We start from the raw sequence: 25710 nt of genomic DNA, 5'->3' as shown, positions 1-25710 counted from the left end.
GGAGGCTGAGTGTTAATGGGTGGTATCAGAAGGTGGTATGATCAATCACTCATAGCGTTTGCGATTAAGTAGAAAGTGGTGATAAACGTTTTTTTGTCAAAACATAATGAGCCACCATACCGATAACAATGCCCCAAAATACAGAACTTAACCCAAGAAAACTCATGCCAGAGGCGGTCGCTAAAAAAGTAATTAAGGCGGCGTCTCGTTGGCCGTCATCTTTCATAGCAATCGTGATGTTGGCAGAAATAGCACCAATAAGAGCAAGGCCTGCCAATGCTGCGACCAGCTCTTTTGGCAACAGACTAAACACCATGACAATGCTACCGGCAAACAATCCCCCTAATAAGTAAAAAATCCCATTGGCGACGCCTGCGATATAGCGTTTTTCTTTGAGCTCATGTGCATCTTTGCCTGTACACAGCGCGGCAGTAATCGCCGCGAGTACAATGGTAATGCCACCAACACAAGCGACCACTAATGAGGCAAGGCTTGCGACACTGACGATGGGTTTGGCTGGTGTGTTGTAGCCACTGAGATTTAAGATGGCCATACCCGGTAAAAACTGCCCTGTTAAGCTGACCAAGATTAAGGGAATGGCTAGATTAAACGTGGCATTCCACGTCCATTCAGGCCAGATAACGGTGGGTATGGTAATCGCCAAATTCATCGCAACAGGATTCATCCTGCCGAGCAGGAGACTTAAAATAACCCCGCATAACAAGACCCAAATCATGGTGTAGCGCGGTGAAAAACGTTTGGCCAATAAGTAACAACCAAGCATGCTAAACACGATAAATGGCATGGTGTTGGTGGCCACAAATAACGCTAAGCCAAACTGAAACAAAATACCGGCCATCATACCAGCCGCAATACCATTCGGTATCCACCTTAAAATCTTGTCAAAAGACCCTGTAGCACCCACCAAAAATATGACCACTGCTGAGAGGATATAAGCAGATATGGCCTCATTGATACTCATCTCAGGAAATACGGTTACCAGTAGTGCTGTACCGGGCGCTGACCAAGCAGTGATGATCGGCGTCTTGTATTTAATAGAGAGATAAATGCCAGATACGGCAGCCCCAATTGAGATACCCCAAATCCAAGAAGCCATCATTGCATCTGAGACCTGCGCGGCTTGTGCGGCCTGAAAAAAGATAATCAGGGGGCCAGCATATGAGATGAGCACCGCCAAAAATCCTGCCACCGACGCGGAGAGTGACCAATCTTCTTTTAAGGTTTGGATGACAGTGGCCATATTGCTTCCTTGCAAATGAGCGGTAATCCTAGAGTAGGAGAGGTTAAATTAGTCAAACTCCGAGCTTGTTGGGCGCCTTTAGCCTGCGTCACCACCACCCACAGGGATCGTACTGCCAGTGATATAAGAGGACTCATCTGACGCTAAAAACACAATGGCATTGACTTGTTCATCGATCGTGCCATAGCGTTTCATAAAGGTGCGATCAATGGTTTGATCAACGACTGCCTGCATCCATAACTTTTCATCGTCTGTTAAGGGCTTAGCATTACGTGGAATCTTTCTGGGCGGCGCTTCTGTACCACCCGTTGCGACCGCGTTGACACGAATACCGTCACGGGCGTACTCAAAAGCGAGTGAGGCTGTCATGGCATTCACACCACCTTTCGCGGTTGAGTAGGGGATACGGTTGATACCACGTGTGGCGATGGAGGAGACATTGACAATGGTGCCCGCTTGCTGTTCGACCATGACTGGCAATACCGCACGGCAACACCAGAGCGTTGGAAATAATGAGCGACTGATTTCTTTTTGCACCTCTTCTTCTGAGAAGTTGATAAAGGGCTTCATCCATATTGCCCCGCCAACGTTATTGACGAGTACATCGATACGACCATAAGTGTCAAGAGCCTTATCGATAGCCGCTTGTGCGCCTTGATAGGTTTCAAGATCCGCTTGAATCATCGTGGCATCACCGCCGTTTGCCGTGATGTCGGCCAAGACTTCTTCCACCAACGGTGAGAAGTCGGCCATGACTATTTTTGCACCCTCACTTGCTAGACGTAAGGCGACGCCGCGCCCGATACCTTGGGCGGCGCCAGTGACGATACATACTTTATTTTCAAAGCGCTTACTCATTGCTGTCTCCTAAAAACCTTGCTTGTCACGCTATGGTTTAAGCCATGTTATTTTTCACTTGGGGTGAATTTTTCATAATAAAAATTGCTGGGTTTTAGCTGTCTAGTGTCTAGCCAGTCACTGACCGCATCGACCATGGCTAAAGGACCACAGAGATAAACATCAACGTCACCTCCATTTAACCACTCATCTTCAACATGGCTTGTGACGTAGCCTTTACGCTCATGGCTACTTTCTTCGCTTGCCACGCAGGTACGATAATCAAACCACGCATGGTTTTGTTTCACTTCTTCAAGTTTGGCGATTTCCACTAAGTCCGTATCATTGGTGACGCCGTAGACCATATTGACAGGGTGATGAGCGCCTGATATTTCCAAGCTTTTTAGCATGGATAAGAAAGGGGCGATGCCTGTTCCACCTGCCAAAAATAATGTCGGGCGCACCAGTGGACGTAGATAAAAACTGCCAAATGGCCCTTCAAAGTCAATGTCCTGACCAATCTGAGCGATATCAGATAAGAAGGTGCTCATCTTGCCGTTAGGGATATTACGGACGACAAACTCAGCCTGCTTCGTGCTAGGCACAGAGCTAAACGAGTAAGAGCGTGTCTCGTCAGAATCAGGAATACTAATATTGACGTATTGACCTGGCAAAAACACCAAGGCATCTGGGTTTTCGATGTCCACACCAAAGTGAATAGTGGACTCTGACAGTACATTGAGCTGTTGTAGCTTGCCTTTGAAAGTAGATTTACCCACTTTACAGGCTTCAGAGGAGCTTGGTACTTTGATGACGCAGTCGCTTTCTGGAATCATCTGACAGGTCAACACGTAACCCTCAGCAGCTTCCGCTTCTGTGAGCGCGTCTTCGATATACATGTCAGGGTGCATATCGTAGCTACCTGACTCACAGTGACAACGGCAGGTGCCGCAAGCGCCATCAAGACAATCCACTGGGATATTGAATTTTTGACGATAAGCGGCTTCGGCGACCGTTTCATCTGCTTCACACTTGATAAAACCTGTGACGCCGTCTTCGAACTGTAGAGCAATATTGTATTCCATGAGAAATATCCCTTTTCAACACGTGTTAAATGAAACGTAGTGTCTGAAGAATGAGTGAATGATAACTAGATGTGATAGACATCCATAATTTGATGCACATAGTCGTCTTTTAAGACCACGTATTTATCTAAAATCTTTGGTTTGTCTTGATTCATATCTATCTTGTACTGAGAGTATCCCCAATAGGTATTGGTCTCGTGATAGCGATAAGATTTATTAATCCAGTTAAAGCGTACAGTCACGATCCCGTCATTATCTTCAAGTAACTCAATGTTAGATAAGTTGTGGGTGGTGCGGGTATCAGGGATGGTCGCTGAAGAGCGCTCCGTTTCGATACGGAAAATACGATCTTCAAGACCACGACGATCAGGATAATAAATCAGTGAGATCTCTCTTTGTGGGTCGCTGATGAGCTCGCCATCGTCATCCCAGCTGGGCATCCAAAATGGACAGTCTTCGTCATAGCACGTCAGCCATTCATCCCAGTTTTTTTCATCAAGTAAACGCGCTTCACGGTATAAAAACTGCCGAACGTCTTCGATATTAACGGTTGTATTTTTCATTATCGATATCCTTATGTGTTTATGAATCCTGCCATAACAAGCAAGTTACTGGCTTTCGTATTACCCTTCACCATGTAGCTGTTTTTCTTGCTCTAGGGCCTTTTTCATCTCTTGATGCCAGTAGCGATGCTGTACGGTATATAAGCCTTCGTCTTCCGTTTTAACGCCACTCATTAAAGGTTTGAGATCGATGGCGGCTGCCCCTTCGTCAGCACCTTCTATCCAGTGCTCTGAGCCTCGGCACATATCATTCCATTCGAGCTTGATGCCGTTATAGCCTTCTTGGCATGAACGGAATTCCTCTAGGTCATCGGGTGTTGCCATGCCGGTGACGTTAAAGAAATCTTCGTACTGGCGGATACGGCGAGCACGTGCTTCATCGCTTTCACCTTTTGGGGCGATACACCAAATACTCACTTCTGTTTTATCAACAGCAATAGGACGTAGCATACGAATTTGCGAGCTGAACTGATCCATGATATAGACGTTCGGATATAAGCATAAGTTACGCGAACGTCCAATCATCCAATCCGCCATGGCCTCGCCATACTTGGCCACGTAGTCGTCACGATACGCATAGTTTGGACGGTCTTGTGGGTTTTCCCACTGGGTCCATAGCAGCATATGACCATTTTCAAAGGAGTAAAAACCACCGCCTTGACGACCCCATTTACCAGCGTTCATGGCCTTGATATTGTCTTCTTTAACCGCTTCGGTTTCTTTACGGCGCGCAGTTGTCGCAGCATAGTTCCAGTGCACAGCTGAGACGTGATAGCCGTCGGCCCCATTTTCAGCTTGCAGTTTCCAGTTACCATCAAAGGTATAAGTTGACGTGCCACGTAGAACTTCTAACCCTTCTGGTGATTGGTTGACAATCATGTCAAGGATTTTGGTGGAGCCACCAAGCCAGTCTTCGATAGGTTCGACATCATCATTTAGACTGGCAAATAAGAAGCCTTTATAGTTGGCAAGTTTGACTTGCTTGAGGTCATGCGAGCCTTCTTTATTAAAACATTCCGGATATCCTGCGTGTCTTGGGTCTTTTACTTTGAGTAGTTTGCCTGAGTTGTTAAAGGTCCAACCGTGGAATGGGCAGGTATAAGTGGCTTTGTTGCCTTTTTTATGACGGCATAACTGAGCGCCGCGGTGTGAACATGAGTTAATCATGCAGTGCAGCTCGCCTTCCTTATTACGGGCAAGGATGACTGGCTGACGACCAATGTATGACGTGTAGTAGTCGTTATTGTCAGGGACTTGCGTTTCATGAGCCAAATACACCCAATTGCTCTCAAAAATGTGTTTTATCTCAAGCTCAAATAGCTCTTCATTGGTGAAGGCACTACGATGCAGACGATAGATCCCTTGTTCTTTACTTTCTTCTAAAAAATCATCAATAGTGATATCTGATCCTTCAGGTATTAGGTTGATACGCTCGCTCATGGTGGCCTTCCTTGTATAATAACGGTGTTAAATGAGGGTAGGGAGTGAGGTTTGATACGACACTTGGGACGTATCAAACACAAGAATCTACTGTTTATTAGCTACTTATATTCAATAACAAGTGAGCCTTAACCTTGGGCACGGCGGCGTTCAACTTCACTGCCTTGGACCGGTTTATCGATGTCTTTTACGAGATGAAAATCAAAATCAATACTGGCATAGGGTTTATCAAGCGATTTTTCTTGTAGCTTGTCAGCGTCTTCAACCATCGTCACTTCTGGCACCAAGCCTTCACGACTGGCAAAAGCAAAGTCATCCCATAAGTATTCATCGCCATCGATGTTAATTTGCGTGGTCAATTTGCGATGTCCATCTGCACTGGCAAAAAAGTGGATGTGGGCTGGGCGATGACCATGACGGCCGAGCGGGCCCAGTACTTTTTGCGTCATGCCGTCTGGTGGTACTGAGTAACCGAGCGGTACAATACTGCGGAAGGCATAATTGCCGTTTTCGTCCGTGATGATGCTACGACGTAGGTTAAAATCAGACTGTGATTCATCAAAGAAAGAGTAGTTGCCTAAGCTATTGGCATGCCATACTTCAACTTTGGCATTTGGCAGTGGTTTGCCATCGTTGTCATAAACAGTCCCTTGCATAAACAGCACGGTGCCATTGTCAAGATCCGTACCGTCGTCTAGACGAGCAAAGCCCTTTTCTTCTGGCGCACCAGCGACATAGAGTGGCCCTTCGATAGTACGTATGGTCCCGCCATCAAGACCCGCTTCTTTTAAATCTTCTTCAATCATCAAATCCATGAAGTGATCGAAACCAAGACCGGGTGATAATAAACCAGCCTCTTTGCCCAAATCACCAATAAATTCAACCCCAGTCCAGTATTCATCGGCCGTGATTTTTAGGTCATTGATGGTTTGCATGAGGTCAGTGACGATACGTAATACAATCTCTTGTACGCGTGGATTGACTTGTTCAGGGAAGTCAATTTTGCCTTTGATGAATTGCGTGGCTAGTGCTTCAATTTGGCTGCGTTCCATGTCTCTCTCCTTGTTGAGGACTATTTAAAGGTTTTGATATTGAGCTTTCTTACTTAAATTGTGTCGATTAAATGGCTGATCTACTAAATTTTGGGTCATAAAGTACCCTTGGTCTGCGATAGACCAATGGAAGTCTAGTGAGAAAAATGTGTGGAAACGATTGCTGATACGCTATTGGTGATTGGTTATAAGCCACTCTGATGGCGCTGACCAATAGCGCTGTCTACGGGTTTAGCTATCATCATCACGGACAGATGAGGGATGACGTAGTAATGGCGTGACCTCAACTTTCATGTATGGGTACAGGGGGAGCGACATCATGATGTCGTGTAGCTCTTCATTACTATCGACATCGAAAATACTAAAGTTAGAGTACTCACCAGCCAAACGCCAAATGTGACGCCATTTACCTTGTTCTTGGAGTTTTTGTGAGAGGGATTTTTCGGTTGCTTTAAGCTCGTTGACTTTATCGGCATCCATATCCGTTGGGATTAAAACATCCATTCTGACGTGGTATAACATAACTGTTTCCTTGTATCTGTTGAAGGGTAGTGTGGCTGACAACTGCTTCCTATCAGCACTCAGTGTTCATATATATGGTTACCTGTATTTTTGACGCTTTTTGGCGACTTGCTATACGCTCTTAGTGTCAGAGTTACTCGTATAGTTTACTGCGGTTGGTTTTTATAATGTGGACGCGGCTTGTTTGGCATAGTGGTATACCTTGTCGCTATCTACTTCGATACCAAGACCTGCGCCAGTAGGAACGCTCAGGCCAAAATTTTGGTAGTCAAGCGGCTGTGCTAAGATATCTTCGGTCAGTAAGAGGGGACCGAAAAGCTCTGTGTCAAATCTCAAACTAGGATAAGTGGCAAACACGTGTGCTGATGCCGCTGTACCGATAGGACCCTCTAACATCGTACCGCCGTAAAGCTCGACACCCGCTAAATGTGCCATGTGTCCGATCAAGCATGCTGCCTTTAAGCCACCTGCTTGGTTAATTTTTACCGCAAAGACATCGGCACAGTGATCGGCTGCTAGCTGAAAAGCGTTTTGTGGGTCTTGAACCACTTCATCCGCCATAATAGGCACATCAAAGTGCTCTGTTAACCGTTTTAGGGCCGTTTTATTGCGCATCGAGATGGGCTGCTCTATTAGGTCAACGTCGCCTGCTTGCAGTAGACTAATGCCTTTCATTGCCTCAAGCTCTGACCACGCCTGATTGACATCGACGGTAATTCGGCAATCTGGTAGCGCTTGTTTGATAGCCAGTACGTGGGCGACATCTTCAAGAATCGGATTGCTACCAATTTTTAACTTAAAGATACGATGGCGTTTTTGTGCCATCATTTGCTTGGCCTCACTGATATCGGTAGCCGTGTTACCACTGGCCAGCGTCCACGCCACCTCGATACGATCACGTACCCGGCCACCGATCAGCTCACTCACGGGCAGGTTTAGACGTTTGCCTTCGATATCTAGTAGCGCTGTTTCAATCGCACACTTTGCAAAACGGTTGCCGTTGATGTGAAGGTTTAACAGTTGCATCGCTTTTGCTGCGCTGGCGGGCTGCTCTTTTAGTAGTAGCGGGGTAAAGTAGGTGTCGATGTTGGTTTTGATGCTATGAGGACTCTCTTCAGCATAGCTTAGGCCGCCAATCGTCGTCGCTTCGCCCCAGCCTTCATAACCGTCTTCTGTTTGAATGTGTACGAGCACGAGTACTTGTTCGTTCATGACGGTACAAGCAAGCTTATGCGCTCGAATAGTAGGTATTGGTACCAGCAAGGTATTAATTGAACGAATCATGACAGTCCCTAATTGAATGAGTGTTGCTTCCTTATGCTTAATAAGAACTATAAATGCTAGATAACTGCATGTCTAAGACCTATTTAGTCTACTATTGATACCTTTTAGGTATTTTTATAACCAACCTGCGCCGTGTTATGTTCTTTAGGTATAAAGATGGTTGCTATGATCGCGTTCACTCAGTTGATATAGCCACTAGTAACACCACTGAAAAATGACATTAAAAAAGCCCAAGGCTTAATCAAGGAAGAGAAAGATGGAACTGAGGCATTTACGCTACTTTGTGGCAGTCGCAGAAGAAAAAAGTTTCAACAAGGCTGCTGCTCGCCTGTATATCTCACAGCCGCCCCTTAGTAGACAAATCAAGCAGCTAGAGGAAGAGATAGGCGTTACGTTAATTGATAGGGAAAATCGCCCGCTCAAACTGACTGAAGCAGGGGAGTTTTTTTATGATCATGCGATGCAGATACTAAAGAAATCGGATGATCTGCGGGCGATGACCATTCGTAAAGGTAATTTTGACAACTCTTTGTCTATCGGTTTTGTCTCATCGATACTGTACGGCATCTTGCCAAAAGTAATCGCCTATTTTCGTGAAGTATATCCAAACATCGAGATTAAACTGTACGAGCTGAATTCTTGGCAACAAACACAAGGGTTGGTAGACGGCAAAATAGACGTTGGTTTTGGTAGGCTGCTGTTCGAAGATGCCTCTATTCGGCGGCTGTTGCTCAGAGAGGAAAGCTTGGTGGTTGCAGTTCCTATTGGTCATCCTTTCGCGCAAGAAGGGCGTACCAGTTTGAGACTAACCGATTTAACCAATGAGAATCTATTACTGTACCCAACCGCGCCGCGTCCCAGTTTTATCGATTACGTCTTGGAGTTGTTTGAGGCGCGTAATTTAAAAGCCAACTATTTTACGGAAGTGCGTGAGTTGCACATTGCATTAGGATTGGTGGCCGCTGGTGAGGGTTTGACAATTGTCCCCAAAACCCTTGAACATTTGCGTAGTCAAGAAGTGACTTATATACCCTTTGAAGATCGATTGATTACCTCACCGATTGTGATGAGTGTCAGGCACTTTGATAAGTCAGAGCTTTTAAAAACATTGCTGGACGTCACTTATCAAATCTATGATGCAGAAGGCTTTGACTATAAACGTGAAAACATTTAAAGATCTCAAGAAAGACAAAAAGACGGAGTATTCTCTCGAGGGTTTTAGGTATTTAGGCCCCAGCACTTTGCTGTTAGTGTTAAGGTTTACAATAAAAAAGCCGCTGAGCTGCGCCAATTTACCCTATAGTTGTTTATAAATTTGATGAATTTATTAGGACTTATCCCATAAAGTCTGAAACTTTGATATTAAGTATGGCCATAAGATTTAGCGAGTAGTTATAGACTCATCCCAGTAGGGCGGCGAACCATAGTACCCTTCAATAAAATCAATAAAACACCTGACTTTATGAGGCAATAGTTTCCTGTGCGCGTAGACCACATATAAGCCTAAAGGCTCTGGTTCAAACTCAGGCAACACTATCACCAGCTTACCACTACTAAGGGCAGCACTAGCAATAAACGTCGGTTGCAATATCAATCCTGCCCCCGCTATTGCAGCGTCAACCAGTACGTCGCCATTATTACTACGAAATTCACTCCCTTGTTGCATGTATTTTGTCTTTAAGCACTGGTAGAGGTCTTCCCGTCCTTCCATATTCATGTAGCTATAGTGCAAATAACGATGATGATTAAGGTCGGCAAGCTGTGTAGGCGTACCATGCGTTGCAAGATACTGAGGCGAAGCGCATAAAACCACACGTATGGGCGCGACGGGTTTGGCAACAAGCGATGAGCTTTTTAGCTGCCCGATACGCAATGCCACATCGAACCCTTCCTCAATGATATCTACCTTACGATCACTCAGTTGTAGATCGACCTTGACCAAAGGATAGCGTCGCTGAAAGTCGGTGACTAATCTCGCCATGTGTTTTAGGGCAAACGACACAGGCGCACTTATTCTTAAGACCCCTTTAGGGTTCTGCTGCAAGCCTCCTAATTGCGACTCCATGTCATCAATACTTAATAAAATTTGCTGTGCGTGCCCAAAGTAGTGACTACCAGCCTCAGTGAGGCTGACTTTACGAGTAGTACGATTAAGCAGACGTGTATTGAGCTGATCTTCCAACTTAGAGACATACTTGCTGACCAATTGCGGTGACAGGCGCAAAGCGTTTGCCGCATTACTAAAGTTGCCTTCGGTCACGACCGCGACAAAGGCACGCATCGCATCAATTCTATCCATGGGTTATCTACTCTTACCTTTATTATCAACGATATGTTGTTAATTATTCCCTATAATCTATCTTACTCTAATAATACGTTGATAGTAAAGTGTGTTTATGCCTAAAGGCTGACAATATATTTTAATGAAACATCATGGAGTAAGAATAAAATGCAAACATCCCTGTTCAATAAAACTTTGCAGACCAAAGCTGGGTCTGCCGCTTTCATCCTTCGTGTACCAGTCGGTTTGATTTTGGCCGCACACGGTGCCCAAAAGCTGTTTGGTTGGTTCGGTGGCAATGGTTTGGCAGGTACCGCGCAGTGGCTGAGCAGTATGGGCATTGAACCTGGGTATCTAATGGCTTTGCTGGCAGGAGGCGCGGAGTTCTTCGGCGGTCTTGCACTAGTAATAGGGCTACTAACTCGTCCTGCCGCTCTAGTAGCCGCCTTCACTATGCTGGTCGCTATCTTTTCTGTACATATTGGTAATGGTTTATTTGCCGCTGATGGTGGTTATGAGTATGCATTGATCTTGTTTGTTACTTTGATTGCTTTAGCTGTACAAGGTGGCGGGTATCTCAGTGTGGACAAGGCTTTATCAGAAAAACTAGGGCGTGTTTAATCGTTTCTATCAAAACGAAAGCAGCATTAGGACATTAGGAGTAAGCGATTATGTTGATTCATGGCAAGTGGACTGAAAACTGGCAACCGGTACAAGCTGAGGACGAGCAAGGGCGGTTTATCCGTCAGACCTCATCATTTCGTCATTGGATAACGCCGGATGGAGAGCCCGGTCCGACTGGCGTTGGTGGCTTTAAAGCAGAAAAAGGCCGCTACCATTTATATGTGGCATTGATTTGCCCTTGGGCATCACGCACCTTGATGGTACGGCAATTAAAAGGCCTACAAGAAATGATTGATATCACTGTTGTCAATCCACAACTTGGTGACCAAGGCTGGCAGTTTGGTGGGTTCGATGGCGCTGACAATGATACTATCAACAGTGCCCAATATGTCCATCAACTCTACACCAAAGCCGCGCCTGACTTTACCGGACGGGCGACTGTACCTGTGCTATGGGACAAAAAAAGCGGCACTATCGTCAACAATGAGTCCGCTGACATTTTGCGGATGCTCAATAGTGCCTTTGCAGAACTAGTGTCAAGCGATGTTGATTTGTGCCCAAAAGATCTGGCTGATGACATTGAGTCACTAAATTTAGACATATATAACAATCTGAATAATGGGGTCTATCAAGCGGGTTTTGCAACGACACAGCCTGCCTATGAAGAAGCTTATCATCAAGTATTTCACATGCTAGATTTACTGGAAAAGCGTCTGAGCGATGGTCGCCAGTATCTGTTTGGTACTCAGCTGACCGAAAGCGATATTCGCTTATTTGTCACCCTTGTACGCTTTGATGCGGCGTATTATGGACTGTTCAAATGCAATCGTCACTTGATTAAAGATATGAATGCACTGCATGCCTATATGCTACGAATATTAGCACTGGATGGTATCGCAGCAACGGTGAGTGTAGAGCATATCAAGGCGGGATATTATTCCATAAAGGCGTTAAATCCGAATGGAATCGTTCCTGTTGGACCTAAAAGCATTCAGTAAATCAGACAGCAAATCCATAAAGTTTTTACCTAACCTTAGTGTTTATAGGCTGCGTCGTATTATTTATCGCCTGAATGAACAGACTGGAGTAACGTTAATGAGTAATGAATTTACAAGTAATAAGATAGGGGAGAGTACCATGCCCGTACCATTATCGGCCGACTCAGTAACGCAGCCAGTACTGTTTATCCCTCATGGTGCGGGGCCGTGTTTTTTTATGGATTGGCAACCGGCTGATACCTGGGACAAAATGGCTGTGTTTCTAAAAAGTATCTCAAATCGTTTACCACAGCGTCCCACAGCTATTTTGATGGTTAGTGGCCACTGGCAAACGCCTGAGTTTAGTGTTACCGCTGGCAGGCAACCCGAGCTGATTTATGACTATTTTGGTTTTCCTAAGCATACTTATCAGCTCACTTATCCAGCGCCTGGTGCGCCAGTATTGGCAGATCGTATTAGTAAGTTGCTCACCACTGCAGGTTTAGACAACAGACAAGATATCTCTAGAGGCTTTGATCATGGCGTGTTTGTGCCGTTGAAGTTGATGTTTCCTGAGGCAGACATTCCAGTGGTGCAGTTGTCACTACGTAATGACCTTAATCCTGAAGCGCACTTGCTGGCAGGTCGAGCCATTGCATCATTACGTAAGGAAGGGGTGTTGATTGTGGGGAGTGGTATGAGTTTTCATAATATGCGTGGCTATGGAGACCCACGTTTTACCGCACCGTCAGAGATATTTGACGAGTGGTTGACTCAAGCTGTGGAGGCGGAGCCAGAAGCGCGATTTGCAGCCCTATCTAAATGGTCAAGTGCGCCTCATGCGCTCGAATCTCATCTGCTGGGTGCAGAAGAGCACCTGATACCTTTGATGGTGGCAGCAGGCGCAGCAGAAAGCGATCACGGTACCAAAGTTTATTCTCAGCAAGTCCTTAGCACACAGATATCAGCTTTTCAGTTTGGCTAATCTCGTTAAGTGGGGATTCAATCAGTTCCTTGACTGCCCGTGTACTAAGATGAAGAAGCGTCGAAACCAATACAGTCATGATCAGTATGAAGACTAAAAGCGATAGGTCAGTCTGCCTACCACATTTATAGGTTCACCATACGTTAACCCAAAGAAGTTTTCGCCAGCAAGATATTTTTGATTGAATAAATTATTGACGTTAAGCTGCGCTTCTAGATTTTCATTGACAGCATATCTTGCCATGATGCTAGCCAGTGTCACATCATCTTGGCCGTACTTTTCAGAGCGTCCAGTCACAGGATTGGTGACAATACCATAGTAGCCGTTTGACCAATCAATACCGCCACCAACGGTCAAGTTAGGAATGATATCGTTCATATCATAGGTGGCAAACAGATTAAGCGTGGTGTCAGCGTAGCCAGTGTTGATGGCTTTGCCATTCTTGCCTTTAGCATTAAAGTGCGTGTAGCCAATAGTCGCTTGTAGCTTGTCACTAAGCTGACCGGTGACTTCTACTTCGACGCCCTGACTGGTGCCATCTGCGCCAACATAGGCTTTTTCAAGACCAGCACCTGGTATTGTTTGACCGCCATCGAGTTGTGCAAGGTCGTTTTGCTCGATTCTAAAGATACTGACTTGGCTTTGTAGTGCGCCATTATCCGACTCACTTTTTAGACCAATCTCGTAGTTTTTGCCTTCGATAGGATCGAGATAACGACCATTGATATCACGTTCTGACTGAGGTTGAAAGATCGCGCTATAGCTGGTGTAGAGGCTGTGATTGTCGTTGACATCATAAGTGATACCCGCATAAGGCGTCCAAATGTGCTCGGATTCAGTATTTACATTACTGCCATACTGAAAACCCGAGCGCTCATAATCAGACACACGTGACCCCAAAATTAACGATAAAGGATCGGTTAACTGAAGCTGAGTTGCCGCAAAAATGGCTTTTTCTTTGGTAGTGACATCAGAGCTTTGGGTTTTGTCACCCCACACTGGTTCAGGATAACTGCCATCCCAATTGCCAAATTCAGACACAGGCAACAGTCCGTCGGGCGGTGCTGTATAAGTAAAGGTGTCAAGATCGCTTTTTTTATAAGAGCCACCGACGATGACTTGATGCGTTCTACCTAAGGCATCAAAATTACCGGTCAATTCGGTTTTAACATTGACTTGCTTGCGTTCGGTATCGGCGTGGAATGGATTTAAGTTGTAAATCAGTCCAGCGTCAGGATCAACGCTGCTGGCATACATGTACAGCAGTTTTGGGCTACTGTCGCTCTCGTTATAACTGGCGTTGGTGGTGAGGTTCCAGTTCTCATTGAAGTCATGGTCGATATCAGCAAAGTAATAGACGTTGTCAGAGTCCCAGTTTGTCCAATTGGCACTGCCATTCTTACTGGTGTCCCATTCTGCTTTTGAGCCATCGCTTAAGTAACTTGGCAAACCGCCCCACATGGTTGATTTTGACTTATTGTGCTGACGGCTGGCCCCAATGCTGACTGTAGTATTGTCGCTCACATCCGCATCAACCGTGGCATAAAGCAGATTTTGTCCCAATTCTTGACGGTCGATAAAGGTATCGCTATCTTGATAATTTGCCACAACTCGGCCCCGTACCGCACCGCTCTCACTCAATGGCTGGCTGTGATCGACACTGAGGCCATAATGACCATAACGATCTACGTCAGCTGAGAGTTCAGTAGCAGGTACACTGCTATCTGCACGTTTACGTATTAAGTTAACATTGGCAGAAGGGTCACCTGTGCCACTCATCAAACCGGTGGCGCCGCGTACAATTTCGACATGATCAAACATAGCGGTGTTAATACCATATTCGCCCATGGCGGCCTGCTGAACAAAGTCAGTGTCCAACCCGTCAATTTGGAAGCCATTAATGCCAAAACCCCTTGCTGAAAACCCGCTGCGAGCGCCATCAATACTGCCCACTTGAATAGCGGGTGCGCGTTTGAGTACCTCTGTTAAATTGTTTGAGTTTTGATCTTTGATCTGCTGATGGGTGACCACACTGACGGCCTGCGGGGTTTCTCTGGCTGATAACGCCAATCCTGTGGCGCTACTAGCGACAGGGATGGTGTAGCTATCAGTATTTTCAGTGACTTGTTTATTGATATCTGCTGTGACCACGATGGTGGGTAGCGTGGTACTTGGTTCTACTGCGCTGTCTGCGCGATTGATTTTTCCACTCTCATCCGTAGTCGTGGTTTGCGGTGATGTTTCAGCATGAATCATCGATGAACTTACCGCTAAAGAAGCAATGGCTGACAGGTGCATGGTTTGTTTGACAAACCAACTTAAAGTGCTGGGTTTATGGCGCTTTATATTTTGTGTGATTGTAAACATCAAATAAGATCTCAATTATAGTAGTAGGGTGGCCGGTCCAACATCATGTTGATACAGCGTTAAATTTTTTGCTAATCAAACGCTGTAGAAATAACATACCCATTGGCTGGTATTAGATAGACACGGTCGAATGCCGAACAATGATAATGATAATTGTTACTATTAGCAATACAGTATGAAATATTTTTGAAACATTAACGAATCCATCGATGTCCTACACCGTAAGTTTATTAATTTGAGGGAAGAGAACGAAGGGTATGAATAGACGATTTGGGAATGAAAGAATAGATGCTAAAAAACGAGGCGACACCACACTGCAAACTGTTAAATGCTATGAGTAGGCTAAGTGATGGTAATCGTTCACTAACGATAGCTTTTGCAAGACTTTTAATTGTCTAAATGTCTCGCTTGTCCAGAATGACGACACGGCCAGTTATCGTCACTTTGGGCAAACTTTTCTTTAATAGTGTTTACACTACTGTTTATGCTCTAATGCGACGCATCAGGTATAAGAAGTACGCGCCACCAATAATGGCGGCAATCGTGCCCGCTGGGATCTCGTAAGGAAAGATAATATAGCGGCCCAGCCAGTCAGCGACGACCATTAGGGCTGCTCCTAAAATAGCCGACAGCTGCAATTGGCGCTTTAGCTGAACGGCTCCTAGTGTGCTGGCGAGGTGCGGAATCATCAGGCCGACAAAACTGAGTGGACCCACTGCCAAAGTCGATACGGTACTAAGGGCTGCTACGAGAATTAATATCAGACTTTGAAACAGTCTCAAAGACACGCCGAGTTCACGTGCTATGCCACTACCTAAACTGAGTATCTCTAATGGTTTTATGACCATAAAACTCAATAAGAAGAGTAATAAAGCAAACGCCACAAGCAGCCACGCAGTTTCGGGACTGGCAAGATACGTAGAGCCTGACAGCCAGCTGAGGACCGCTTGTAGGCGCTGATCCCCAGATATTTTGACTAGGCTTAACAGCCCTCCCATCAATGCGGCAATAGCCACACCAACCAATAATAAATAGGCTGGATTGATCCGACGAGCGAGCCATAAGATTAGACCAAGCACGATAGAGGCGCCTAATAGTCCTGATAATACAATACCCAGGTAGCCAAAACTGGGTAGGAAAATAAAGGCCAATACCACACCGATCGCTGATCCTGAGCTAATGCCCAATACTTCAGGGCTAGCCATAGGATTGCGCGTCAAGGTTTGTAGCAACACGCCTGCCGTCGCTAACATGACGCCAGTGGCGGCAGCACTTAGGGTACGTGGTAGCCTAAAATCAATAATTAAGTGCCATATCGCGTTTAGTTGCCAGCCGTTTGCGGTGGCGGTGAAGACAAGCACGCTTATTACTAGCAGCACTAAGGCCACACTCCAGCGAATTAAGTGAGTGGGGCGGCGCTCTGACACCAGAGTTGGGATAACCTCATCGGTATGCTGGCGGCTTTGGGTCACTATCAGCCATATGACCAATGGCGCGCCAAGTAAGGCTGTCATAGCATCAGCAGAAATATTTAGGCTCAGATAGTGTTGTAGTAGTGTCGTGGCATTACTGGTAATCCACAATAAAAGCGCCCCAAACCCATACCCTAATAACAGGCGGTAACCAATACGCCGAACGGAAAACACATTAACAAGGGTGGCGGCACCCAAACCAATAAAACCAATAGGGCCCACACGACTAACGACAAGAGCGGTCAGTAAGGCCACCAATCCCACCACCAATCCGCGAATAAGATTAATAGGTACGCCCAAGCTTTTTGCCTGCCTATCGTCCAAGCTCATTATCTCTAGGGGTTTTAACAAGGGTAGTAAGCTGATAAAAGCAGCCACGCTGGTAATGGTTAATACACTAGATACTTGCCAGTTATTCTGAGTGAGGCTACCTGCCGCCCACACCATGACGTTTAAGGATTCTTCAGCGTAATAAATCAGTAATAAGGCCGCAATAGCCCCCAATAAAATGTTGGTGACCAACCCTCCTAACACCAGTACCAAAGGATTCATGCGACTAGGAGCAGCTAGGATGAATACAATCGCCATACTGCTAAGTGCCCCGATAAAAGCGACCCAAAAGCTTCCTCCTAGCGCCAAACTAGGCAGGAATAAAGTGACAATTAGCAAAGCCATGTTGGCGCCACTACCGACTGCCAGTGTCGTGTCCGAGGCAAGCGTGTTTTTAACCAACTGTTGCAATAGCACACTGACCAATCCTAAAAGACCGCCGGCAGTCGATGCCACTAACATCGTCGGTACTATTTTCAGCTGAACACTCATGTCCTCAAGTGACAGCTCAAACGAGGGGGTAAACAGTTCGAAAAAAGGTAGGTGCCATAGTTGACGTATGACCGCGTAACTGCTTACCAGTGCCATCACTATTAATAGGACAACCATCATATAAATGCGGTTCGCAGACAAAAAATTATTTTTACTCATCATAAATCGGTATTGCCTACAAAAGTGACATTCGTTAAGCGATCGGCTAAGACATTCATAGAAGCCACACCACTGTTATTCCATGTTGCGGGCAGTAAGGTGACGCAGCGTCTTTTACCAGCAGGTTGTCGGTCTCCATCAAAGGAGTAGCCCAGTCGTTGCCATACTAAGCTGTCTTGTAACTCCAGCTTAAGCAGGTTACTGAGAGGTTCCACGATCACAAGGCAGGTATCGTCATCAAGTTGTGCCAACTCTCCTAGCATGATGGGTGCAAACCCCCATTGATTGCCATCTGCCAATGCCACGAGCTGTAGGCCCATGACCTCTAAAGCGGGATGAAACAAACTATTGTATGAAAACATCCGCAAATTGTTGCTGTCAGCAAATTGTACAACGGCCAATTTTTTAATATGGGGGTGGCGCGCCCGAAAAGTCTGGCCCGCTTGAGCTATTTTTTGCTTACTTCTGTCTAGGTATGCCTGCGCGGCTTGAGGGTGGTGAACATACTCTCCCAGTTTTAAAGTGGGTTCTATAAAATCTTCCCAAGTCGCGACTTTATTAGGGCTGGTCAATTCAATAGAATGGATGGGCAAATCGCCGTACATGGGATGCAAATGCTGATAAAACGCGTTGTCTATCACCATATCTAAGTCTAACTGAGAGAACATTTCAGGATTGGGCTGATAGCGTGTGCCTACATCGAGTGTCGTATCGGGTATGGTGGGTTTGCCGACCCATTCTCTATAAAAGGGTTTATCACCCATAGCCACTGGTGGATAACCCATGGCAATGAGCGTCGCGGCAATTCCCCAGTCGGGGGTCATGACACTAGGTAGTGATTGATCGTTTGGATTAGATAAGGGAGTAGGTGGGGTATCAGGCGACTGGCAACTGCTTAACAATAAGCTACAGCACAAAGCCACAAAGAATCCGATCAAAGGGGAGGCAGTGTGACGCTGTGATCGATAAATTCTCATATAACTGCTACTTTTTGGTCAGTGGCAGGATGGGTTAGCAAGGTAAAGTCCACCCCAAATATTGAATGTAACACCTCTTTTTGCATCGTACTTGGGACATCACCCATGTGACAAAGCTGGCCTTGTTTTAAGGCAATAAATTCATCACAAAACCTTGCCGCTAGGTTCAAGTCATGCAAAATAATGACCACACCCAAGCCTTGTTGGTCAACCAATTGCCGAATCAACTTTAGAACTTCAACTTGATAAACCACATCAAGCGCCGCCAATGGCTCATCTAACAGTAGAAACTCTGTATGCTGTGCCAAACACATCGCCAGCCACACGCGTGCGCGCTCACCACCAGATAGCGTCGACACTTGACGGTCTCTAAAGGCATCGACTTGAGTGAGTGTGATGGCTTTATCCACTTGCTCATGGTCCTGCGCAGAGGGTTTTTGCAGCCATTTTTGATGGGGATATCTTCCCAGCATCACCAGCTCATAGACAGTGAAAGCACCAGCGTCAGGAAGGTGTTGCGGCAGATACGCCAGATTTTGCGCTAATGCCTTGGCAGAAAACTCTCGTAAATTGTGGTCATTGATATGGATGTCACCTTGAGTCGGCGTCATCTCTCCTGCCATCGCTTTAATAAGGCTGGACTTACCTGAACCGTTGTGACCAATTAAGGCGTACAGTTTTTTTGGCTCAATTTTAAAAGAAGTTGGATGCAGCAATACTTTCTTTTGACGTATTAAGGCTAAATTATTGATGTACATCATAGTGAGCTGTCTAAAAGTAAATGAAGCATTCTAAATAAAAACTGCTTAATAATGCAAATGATTTTCATTTTTACTTATGTGATAAACAGGTGAGAGATTCCCCGAGAGACGAACGGCAATGTGTGGTTGGTGGTGGCTTTTGGTATCGAATTTTGACTCATCCTCTACACCATTAAAGGTATGAACAAAACAATCGTTGGTTTGAAGATCAATATGCCAGAGGGCAGCGTGCAATAGGTATGGATGGTCCAATAAAATAGTACTTTTTAAACATCTATCGCTAGTGTTTTAAAAAGTACGTCGAGGCGTTAAAGAAGAAGTTACGGTCAGAGAAAAAATGTTATATTTGGGGTTATAAAGGCACAAATAGCGATCAATTTATCCATTGCCCTGACTGCTATTTTTTGCAACCCTACCATACAAAACAAATTCAATAAGGAAGATTTATGCACATCACTGCCAACTTCGATGCAGGTAATATCGACATTATTAATGTAGACAATAAAAAAGACATTCAGCTGGCCATTCGTCCAGACGTTGGTGACGCGTTTTTTCAATGGTTTAACTTTCGTCTATCAGGTCAGATCGGGGAGCAGTACGTACTCAATATTCTCAATGCAGGGGACGCATCATATCCTAAAGGGTGGGAGGATTATCAAGCGGTTGCATCATACGATCGTCAGCACTGGTTCCGACTGCCAACCTCTTATAAAGATGGACAGTTAAGCATCAAGGCAGACTTAGCGTGTGACACCATTCAAATCGCTTATTTTGCGCCTTATAGCTATGAGCGTCATCAAGATTTATTAGCAGCAGCTCAAGAGCATCCGTTAGTAACCTTAGAGCATTTAGGAGAAACCCTCGATAAGCGCGACCTAACCTTAGTGAAAATTGGTGATGGCAATACCAATAAACGCAATATTTGGATCACAGCGCGTCAACACCCTGGTGAGACGATGGCAGAATGGTTGGTTGAAGGATTAATAGACACTCTGCTAGACAGCGATAATGCCAACAGTAGATTGTTGTTAGACAAAGCAAACTTCTATATTGTGCCTAACATGAACCCTGATGGCAGTGTGCGCGGACATCTACGCACAAATGCAGCAGGGACCAATTTAAACCGTGAATGGTCAAATCCAAGTCTAGAAAAAAGCCCTGAAGTGTTCTACGTGATCAAGAAAATGGAGGAGACGGGGGTTGATTTATTTTATGACGTACATGGCGATGAAGCATTACCATACGTGTTTCTTGCAGGCTCACAAGGTACGCCAAGTTATAATGACCGCCTTGCACGTTTACGGGATCGATTTTCAGAAGTGTTAAGACTCGCCAGTGTCGATTTCCAGTCTGAATTTGGTTATGACGTTGATGCGCCGGGTAAAGCGAATATGACACTTGCAACCAACTGGGTCGCTGAACGCTTTGACTGCTTAGCCAATACCTTAGAGATGCCGTTTAAAGATAACGACAACGTCCCCGACTCAGTGATGGGGTGGTCACCAGAGCGTTCTGCGAAACTGGGGGAAGCGTCGTTAATTGCCATGTTGGCGGTCGTTGATGATTTACGTTAGCTAATGACTGGCGTTAATAGATGATAGACCTTTTGCTCAAGACAGCAGTGCACGTCATCAGTCTTTTTAAAACCCTAGCAAGAAGTGTTTGTTAGGGTTTTTTTATAGGTTGGGTTGTACCAAGCCGGCTCATCCTCTATTTGCTTATTTTCTGCTTCTTTAAAACCCATAAAAAAAGGCTTGCCGCATCGCTGCGAACAAGCCTAATTTAATATGTGGTGGGCCCAGTAGGACTTGAACCTACGACCAAAGGATTATGAGTCCTTGTTTTTACAACAACAATACACAACAGATAGCGATAAGTAGCTGTAATTTACGGCTGTAAGTCAATTGATATAGGGGTTTAGAGTGTGATTTAAACATACCTGTCAATAAGTAGATATATCTATCAATAAATTCAGAGTATCAAAATAGTATCAAAAGTAATGGTATTGATACTCTTTAAAAGTTTAAGTGCTTATCCCTTATCCCTTACTGTTTATTAATAATTAACAGTAAGGGATAAGTATTTAGTTCAAAGTATTAAGAAAGCCAGCTGCTAGCTAGCTTTCTTTTTTATGTGGTTTATATTAAAGCTATTATATAAATTGAACTGCCTCGAATTTATCGGAGGTTGATTTACTTGAGTCAGGCAGCAATACCTGACAGGATTAAACTATCATAATACCGCTTTTCAAACTCAAAAGGTGACACATAACCAATCGTGCTATACGGCCGTGGTTTGTTAAACCAATCCACCCATTCAAGCGTGGCTAATTCAACATCATTAACACCAGACCAGTGCTGCTTCAAATATTTAATCACCTAAGATTTATAAAGCCCGTTGACCGTTTCAGTCACCGCATTACCGTATGAGTCACCAGTCGTGCCCACAGAGGCAATAACACCAGAGTCAGTAATACTAGAAGTGTAGCGAATAGATAAGTACTGAACGCATCCACCGCTATGATGAATTACATCTTTGGGGTTGTTTCTATCCGTTATCACTTGATTTAACGCTGCCATCATCATATCGGTATTCATACGATTAGATGCTGTCCAGCCGACAATATGACGGGCAAACACATCATAATAAAAGCGGTATAAACCCAGCCGCTCACTGTCTTAATGTAATTAAAATCTGCAACCCATAGCTGATTAGCACGATGAGCTGTAAAGTTAAGATTAATTAAGTTATCAGCCCTTTTTTGGTCATTACGGCTGTTGGTAGTAAGCTTACTTTTACTACGCCAAACGCCTTGAAGTCCATGCTGCTTCATTAATCGCTCTACAGTACATCGAGCAATCTTTATACCATCCGCTTTCATCTGCTGCCAAACTTTACGCACACCATAACGGCATTTGCTATCCTGCCAGATACGTTTAATTTCACTCAGAAGCCCTGATTTAAATCCCATTGAAAAGAAATGAGCACAAGCACAGTTTCTACGCCAAGGATGGATGGAAAATAATCTAACTAAACTTTTTCATGATATAGGCTGTATCGATTTCATAGAGACTTGACTTTAGAATGATTGACTAATGTTCGTCTTTTATCTTGAATTGATGTAAGTATTTATATATACCTTATAGGTATATATAAATACTTACATGGTTTTTGACTTGGTCTCCATAAAGCAATAACTTAGTAGCTACTTACAGGGAGATTATCCAAGGAGACGTAAGAATGGATTCACAGACATTAAACATCAATAAAATTATTGATGAAGCTAAGTTTTCCCCCTTTCACTGGAAGGTTCTGTTCTGGTGTTTATTGATTATCATTTTTGATGGCTATGATCTCATTATTTATGGTGTCGCTCTACCATTACTCATGGAAGAGTGGGCGCTAACCACTGTACAAGCCGGCCTTCTTGCTAGCTCTGCTTTGTTTGGTATGATGTTTGGCGCCATGATTTTTGGTACTCTATCTGACAAAATTGGACGCAAAAAGACGATTTTAATTTGCGTCGGTTTATTTAGTAGTTTCACATTTTTTGGTGCATTTGCTGAAAATCCTATCCAATTCGCTATATTACGCTTCATTGCCGGCCTTGGTATTGGTGGCGTTATGCCAATCTGTGTTGCATTAACTTCTGAGTATGCTCCAAAACGCATACGCAGTACGCTTGTTGCAGTTATGTTTAGTGGTTATGCAATAGGTGGGATGGCCTCAGCACTATTAGGATCGTTTCTAGTCGTAGATTATGGTTGGGAAGTGATGTTTTATATTGCAGGGATACCCACTCTGCTATTACCTATTATCTGGAAAATGTTACCTGAATCCTTGATGTACTTAGTTAAAGAAGGGCGAGAAAAAGACGCTAAAAATATCGTTCAAAAACTTGTACCACAAGAAAGTATTACTGCGTCTACTGTTCTTTTGTTAGATGAGCCTACCAAGAGTGACGATGCTCCTATTAAAGCCTTATTTTTAAAAAATCGTGGCTTTACTACTATTATGTTTTGGGTAGCATTTTTTATGTGCTTACTCATGGTCTATGCATTAGCAAGCTGGTTACCGAAGCTTATGACTCAAGCAGGGTACTCACTTGGTGCTAGTATGTTGTTTTTATTCGCACTAAATATCGGTGGTATGATCGGTGCAATTGGTGGCGGTGTGCTGGCTGACAAATTCCATCTCAAACCAGTATTGACTGTGATGTTTGCTGCAGGAGCAATATCATTAATACTACTTGGCTACAACAGCCCCCAAATGGTGCTGTACACGCTTATCGGTGTAGCAGGCGCAACGACTATTGGCTCACAAATCCTACTCTACACTTTTGTTGCTCAATATTATCCTACTATCGTCCGTACTACTGCAATGGGTTGGGCATCTGGTATTGGCCGTATCGGTGCTATTGTAGGACCTATTCTAACGGGTGCTCTGCTCACACTTGAATTAAACCATCAGACTAACTTTCTATTTATTGCCATACCAGGTGTTATCGCAGCCATTGCTATTTTCCTGGTAAACCTCAACGCTGCGGTAGATAGCAAACAAGCTGAAACTAAACCTATTACTTTAGATGTCCCTGCATCAGCTTAAAGATTACTTAAAAGTCTTCTAGCATAGAACCGTGTTTCATTCAAAAATATAATTGAGTACTCAATTAGTTTTGGACACAAATATCGAAATAGGCTCAATAGTAATGTAATCAAAATATCAATGAAGGACCTAAATAACTTTTAAGGAATAATTATGTCAATATTAAAGAAGGACGTGTGGAATCGAAAGCTTTTTAATGGTACGTGGAAACCAACTGAATCTAGCTATCCTGTTATTGAAGTGGCAACAGGTCAGCCACTGGGTGAAATTGGCTATGCATCTACTAAGAACGTTGTGATTGCAGCTCAAGAAGCGAAAGCTGCACAGAAAAAATGGTGGGCTTTGAGTTATCAAGAGCGCCAAGCTGTATTTGAAAAAGCGGCTTTACTGTTAACTGAAAACCAAGCAGAAGTGATTGAGTGGTTAGTAAAAGAAAGCGGTTCTTTACCACTCAAAGCAGGTTTTGAAGTTAGCATTACGCTTCAAGTACTTAAGAGCTGTATTGGGTTACCGGCGGCCGATCAAGGAAACTTATTACCTACTCAGACGAATAAGTTGAGTATTGCTAGGCGTATACCTTTGGGTGTAGTGGGTGTTATTTCACCATTTAACTTTCCTTTGTATTTAGCACTACGTGCCGTCGCACCCGCATTAGCGCTTGGTAATGCTGTCGTTCTTAAACCTGATGAAAGAACAGCTGTATGCAGTGGCTATGTCATTGCACGTCTCTTTGAGTTGGCTGGTTTGCCTGAAGGTCTTTTACATGTACTACCAGGTGGATCAGAAGTTGGTGAGGCGCTAACTTTAGATAAAAATATTTCTAGCATTCAGTTCACAGGATCAACAGATGTTGGTCGTATCGTTGGAGCAAATGCAGCTAAAACATTAAAAAAAGTTTCATTGGAGCTCGGTGGTAAAAACTCACTAATAATCTTAGATGATGCTGACATCGAGTTAGCGGCAGAAAATATTGCATGGGGTGCATTTTTACATTCGGGACAAATTTGTATGACCTCAGGAAAAATACTGATTCATGAAAGTATTTATGACAAAGTCAAACAAAGAGTTATCGAAAAAGTCGAAAAATTCGTAGTTGGTAACCCTTGTGAAAGTAACGTGACGATTGGTCCTCTTATCGATACTAAGCAAGCTCAAAGAGTAGAAAGTTTAGTTGATAATGCGATTAAGCACGGTGCTAAGCTTGAGATTGGTGGCCAAGCCAATGGAGTGTTCTTTGAGCCGACTGTGCTCTCAGACATCACTGTTGATAACCCTATTTTTAGTCAAGAAATTTTTGGTCCAGTTGCTGTTCTAATTCCTTTTAGCAGTGATGATCAGGCTGTTGAGTTAGCTAACAACGGAAACTATGGATTATCTGCAGGCATTATTACCTCAAACGTTGGCCGAGGGATGCATATTGGACAACAATTAGATGTTGGTTTACTGCACATCAATGATCAAACCGTCAATGATGACACCGTGAATCCATTTGGTGGATTCGGGACTTCAGGAAATGGAACACGCATTGGTGGTCCTGCAAATGCAGATGAATTTACGCAATGGCAATGGATGACGGTTCAAGCACAAGCACCGCATTATCCTTTTTAATTAAACTTAATTACTAATTATAGGAAAT

General features: G+C 44.3%; 20 protein-coding genes and 1 pseudogene. 7 read left to right on the top strand and 14 right to left on the bottom strand.

Annotated elements, in window-relative coordinates:
• Window positions 1-64: 64 nt before the first annotated feature.
• The 8 genes from benE to DVY93_RS00870 all read right to left on the bottom strand — a co-directional run bounded on the left by benE (window position 65) and on the right by DVY93_RS00870 (window position 8044).
• Window positions 65-1261: a benzoate/H(+) symporter BenE gene (gene benE / locus DVY93_RS00905; protein ID WP_230708394.1), complete on the bottom strand. Its 1197-nt coding sequence runs from the start codon at window positions 1259-1261 to the stop codon at window positions 65-67.
• Window positions 1262-1339: 78 nt separating this feature from the next.
• On the bottom strand, window positions 1340-2119 hold the full coding sequence (locus DVY93_RS00900) for a 1,6-dihydroxycyclohexa-2,4-diene-1-carboxylate dehydrogenase (protein WP_230708393.1): 780 nt from the start codon (window positions 2117-2119) through the stop codon (window positions 1340-1342).
• Between the two features lie 47 nt (window positions 2120-2166).
• Window positions 2167-3183: a benzoate 1,2-dioxygenase electron transfer component BenC gene (benC, locus tag DVY93_RS00895; RefSeq protein WP_230708392.1), complete on the bottom strand. Its 1017-nt coding sequence runs from the start codon at window positions 3181-3183 to the stop codon at window positions 2167-2169.
• 65 nt (window positions 3184-3248) lie between these two features.
• On the bottom strand, window positions 3249-3746 hold the full coding sequence (gene benB, locus DVY93_RS00890; RefSeq protein WP_230708391.1) for a benzoate 1,2-dioxygenase small subunit: 498 nt from the start codon (window positions 3744-3746) through the stop codon (window positions 3249-3251).
• 60 nt (window positions 3747-3806) lie between these two features.
• Window positions 3807-5186 (bottom strand): benzoate 1,2-dioxygenase large subunit, encoded by a 1380-nt coding sequence (gene benA, locus DVY93_RS00885; protein WP_193006991.1) that lies wholly within the window; start codon window positions 5184-5186, stop codon window positions 3807-3809.
• A 128-nt stretch (window positions 5187-5314) separates the two neighbouring features.
• Window positions 5315-6238 (bottom strand): catechol 1,2-dioxygenase, encoded by a 924-nt coding sequence (catA, locus tag DVY93_RS00880; protein WP_193006990.1) that lies wholly within the window; start codon window positions 6236-6238, stop codon window positions 5315-5317.
• 231 nt (window positions 6239-6469) lie between these two features.
• Complete coding sequence (gene catC / locus DVY93_RS00875) at window positions 6470-6760, bottom strand: muconolactone Delta-isomerase (RefSeq protein ID WP_230708390.1); 291 nt, start codon at window positions 6758-6760, stop codon at window positions 6470-6472.
• 162 nt (window positions 6761-6922) lie between these two features.
• Window positions 6923-8044, bottom strand: coding sequence for a muconate/chloromuconate family cycloisomerase (locus tag DVY93_RS00870; RefSeq protein WP_230708389.1), 1122 nt, complete (start codon window positions 8042-8044; stop codon window positions 6923-6925).
• Between the two features lie 256 nt (window positions 8045-8300).
• On the opposite strand from DVY93_RS00870, the gene DVY93_RS00865 reads away from it, so the two are divergent.
• The gene (locus DVY93_RS00865; RefSeq protein WP_193006987.1) at window positions 8301-9218 is read left to right on the top strand and encodes a LysR family transcriptional regulator; all 918 of its coding nucleotides are present in this window, start codon (window positions 8301-8303) and stop codon (window positions 9216-9218) included.
• A 207-nt stretch (window positions 9219-9425) separates the two neighbouring features.
• On the opposite strand, the gene DVY93_RS00860 is transcribed toward DVY93_RS00865, so the two are convergent.
• Window positions 9426-10343, bottom strand: a complete 918-nt coding sequence (locus tag DVY93_RS00860) for a LysR family transcriptional regulator (RefSeq protein ID WP_230708388.1) — start codon at window positions 10341-10343, stop codon at window positions 9426-9428.
• 150 nt (window positions 10344-10493) lie between these two features.
• Between DVY93_RS00860 and DVY93_RS00855 the strand changes: the two genes are divergently transcribed.
• The 3 genes from DVY93_RS00855 (at window position 10494) to DVY93_RS00845 (ending at window position 12911) form a co-directional block, all read left to right on the top strand.
• Entirely contained in the window at window positions 10494-10946 is a 453-nt protein-coding gene (locus DVY93_RS00855; protein ID WP_230708387.1) for a DoxX family protein, read from the top strand.
• Window positions 10947-10996: 50 nt separating this feature from the next.
• Entirely contained in the window at window positions 10997-11947 is a 951-nt protein-coding gene (locus tag DVY93_RS00850) for a glutathione S-transferase family protein (RefSeq protein WP_230708386.1), read from the top strand.
• A 97-nt stretch (window positions 11948-12044) separates the two neighbouring features.
• Entirely contained in the window at window positions 12045-12911 is an 867-nt protein-coding gene (locus tag DVY93_RS00845) for a DODA-type extradiol aromatic ring-opening family dioxygenase (protein ID WP_230708385.1), read from the top strand.
• 93 nt (window positions 12912-13004) lie between these two features.
• Here the strand turns inward: DVY93_RS00845 and DVY93_RS00840 are convergent, their stop codons facing one another.
• The 4 genes from DVY93_RS00840 to DVY93_RS00825 all read right to left on the bottom strand — a co-directional run bounded on the left by DVY93_RS00840 (window position 13005) and on the right by DVY93_RS00825 (window position 19469).
• Complete coding sequence (locus tag DVY93_RS00840; RefSeq protein ID WP_230708384.1) at window positions 13005-15278, bottom strand: TonB-dependent siderophore receptor; 2274 nt, start codon at window positions 15276-15278, stop codon at window positions 13005-13007.
• Between the two features lie 482 nt (window positions 15279-15760).
• Window positions 15761-17734, bottom strand: a complete 1974-nt coding sequence (gene fhuB / locus DVY93_RS00835) for a Fe(3+)-hydroxamate ABC transporter permease FhuB (RefSeq protein ID WP_230708383.1) — start codon at window positions 17732-17734, stop codon at window positions 15761-15763.
• On the bottom strand, window positions 17731-18708 hold the full coding sequence (locus DVY93_RS00830; RefSeq protein WP_198334688.1) for an ABC transporter substrate-binding protein: 978 nt from the start codon (window positions 18706-18708) through the stop codon (window positions 17731-17733). The genes fhuB and DVY93_RS00830 overlap by 4 nt, the downstream gene beginning before the upstream one ends.
• On the bottom strand, window positions 18705-19469 hold the full coding sequence (locus DVY93_RS00825) for an ABC transporter ATP-binding protein (protein ID WP_230708382.1): 765 nt from the start codon (window positions 19467-19469) through the stop codon (window positions 18705-18707). Before DVY93_RS00825 ends, DVY93_RS00830 begins: the two co-directional genes overlap by 4 nt.
• Window positions 19470-19915: 446 nt before the next feature.
• Between DVY93_RS00825 and DVY93_RS00820 the strand changes: the two genes are divergently transcribed.
• The gene (locus DVY93_RS00820) at window positions 19916-21043 is read left to right on the top strand and encodes a M14 family metallopeptidase (protein ID WP_230708381.1); all 1128 of its coding nucleotides are present in this window, start codon (window positions 19916-19918) and stop codon (window positions 21041-21043) included.
• A 627-nt stretch (window positions 21044-21670) separates the two neighbouring features.
• Here the strand turns inward: DVY93_RS00820 and DVY93_RS00815 are convergent.
• Window positions 21671-22413: pseudogene (locus tag DVY93_RS00815) on the bottom strand (IS3 family transposase); the annotation flags it as partial.
• 296 nt (window positions 22414-22709) lie between these two features.
• On the opposite strand from DVY93_RS00815, the gene DVY93_RS00810 reads away from it, so the two are divergent.
• Complete coding sequence (locus tag DVY93_RS00810) at window positions 22710-24074, top strand: MFS transporter (protein ID WP_102077911.1); 1365 nt, start codon at window positions 22710-22712, stop codon at window positions 24072-24074.
• A gap of 153 nt (window positions 24075-24227) precedes the next feature.
• Window positions 24228-25682, top strand: a complete 1455-nt coding sequence (locus tag DVY93_RS00805; RefSeq protein ID WP_102077912.1) for a benzaldehyde dehydrogenase — start codon at window positions 24228-24230, stop codon at window positions 25680-25682.
• Window positions 25683-25710 lie beyond the last annotated feature (28 nt).

The sequence above is a fragment of the Psychrobacter sp. CCUG 69069 genome (assembly GCF_021023115.1).
GTDB lineage: Bacteria > Pseudomonadota > Gammaproteobacteria > Pseudomonadales > Moraxellaceae > Psychrobacter > Psychrobacter namhaensis.
This window is presented reverse-complemented; position numbering and strand designations above follow the sequence as displayed.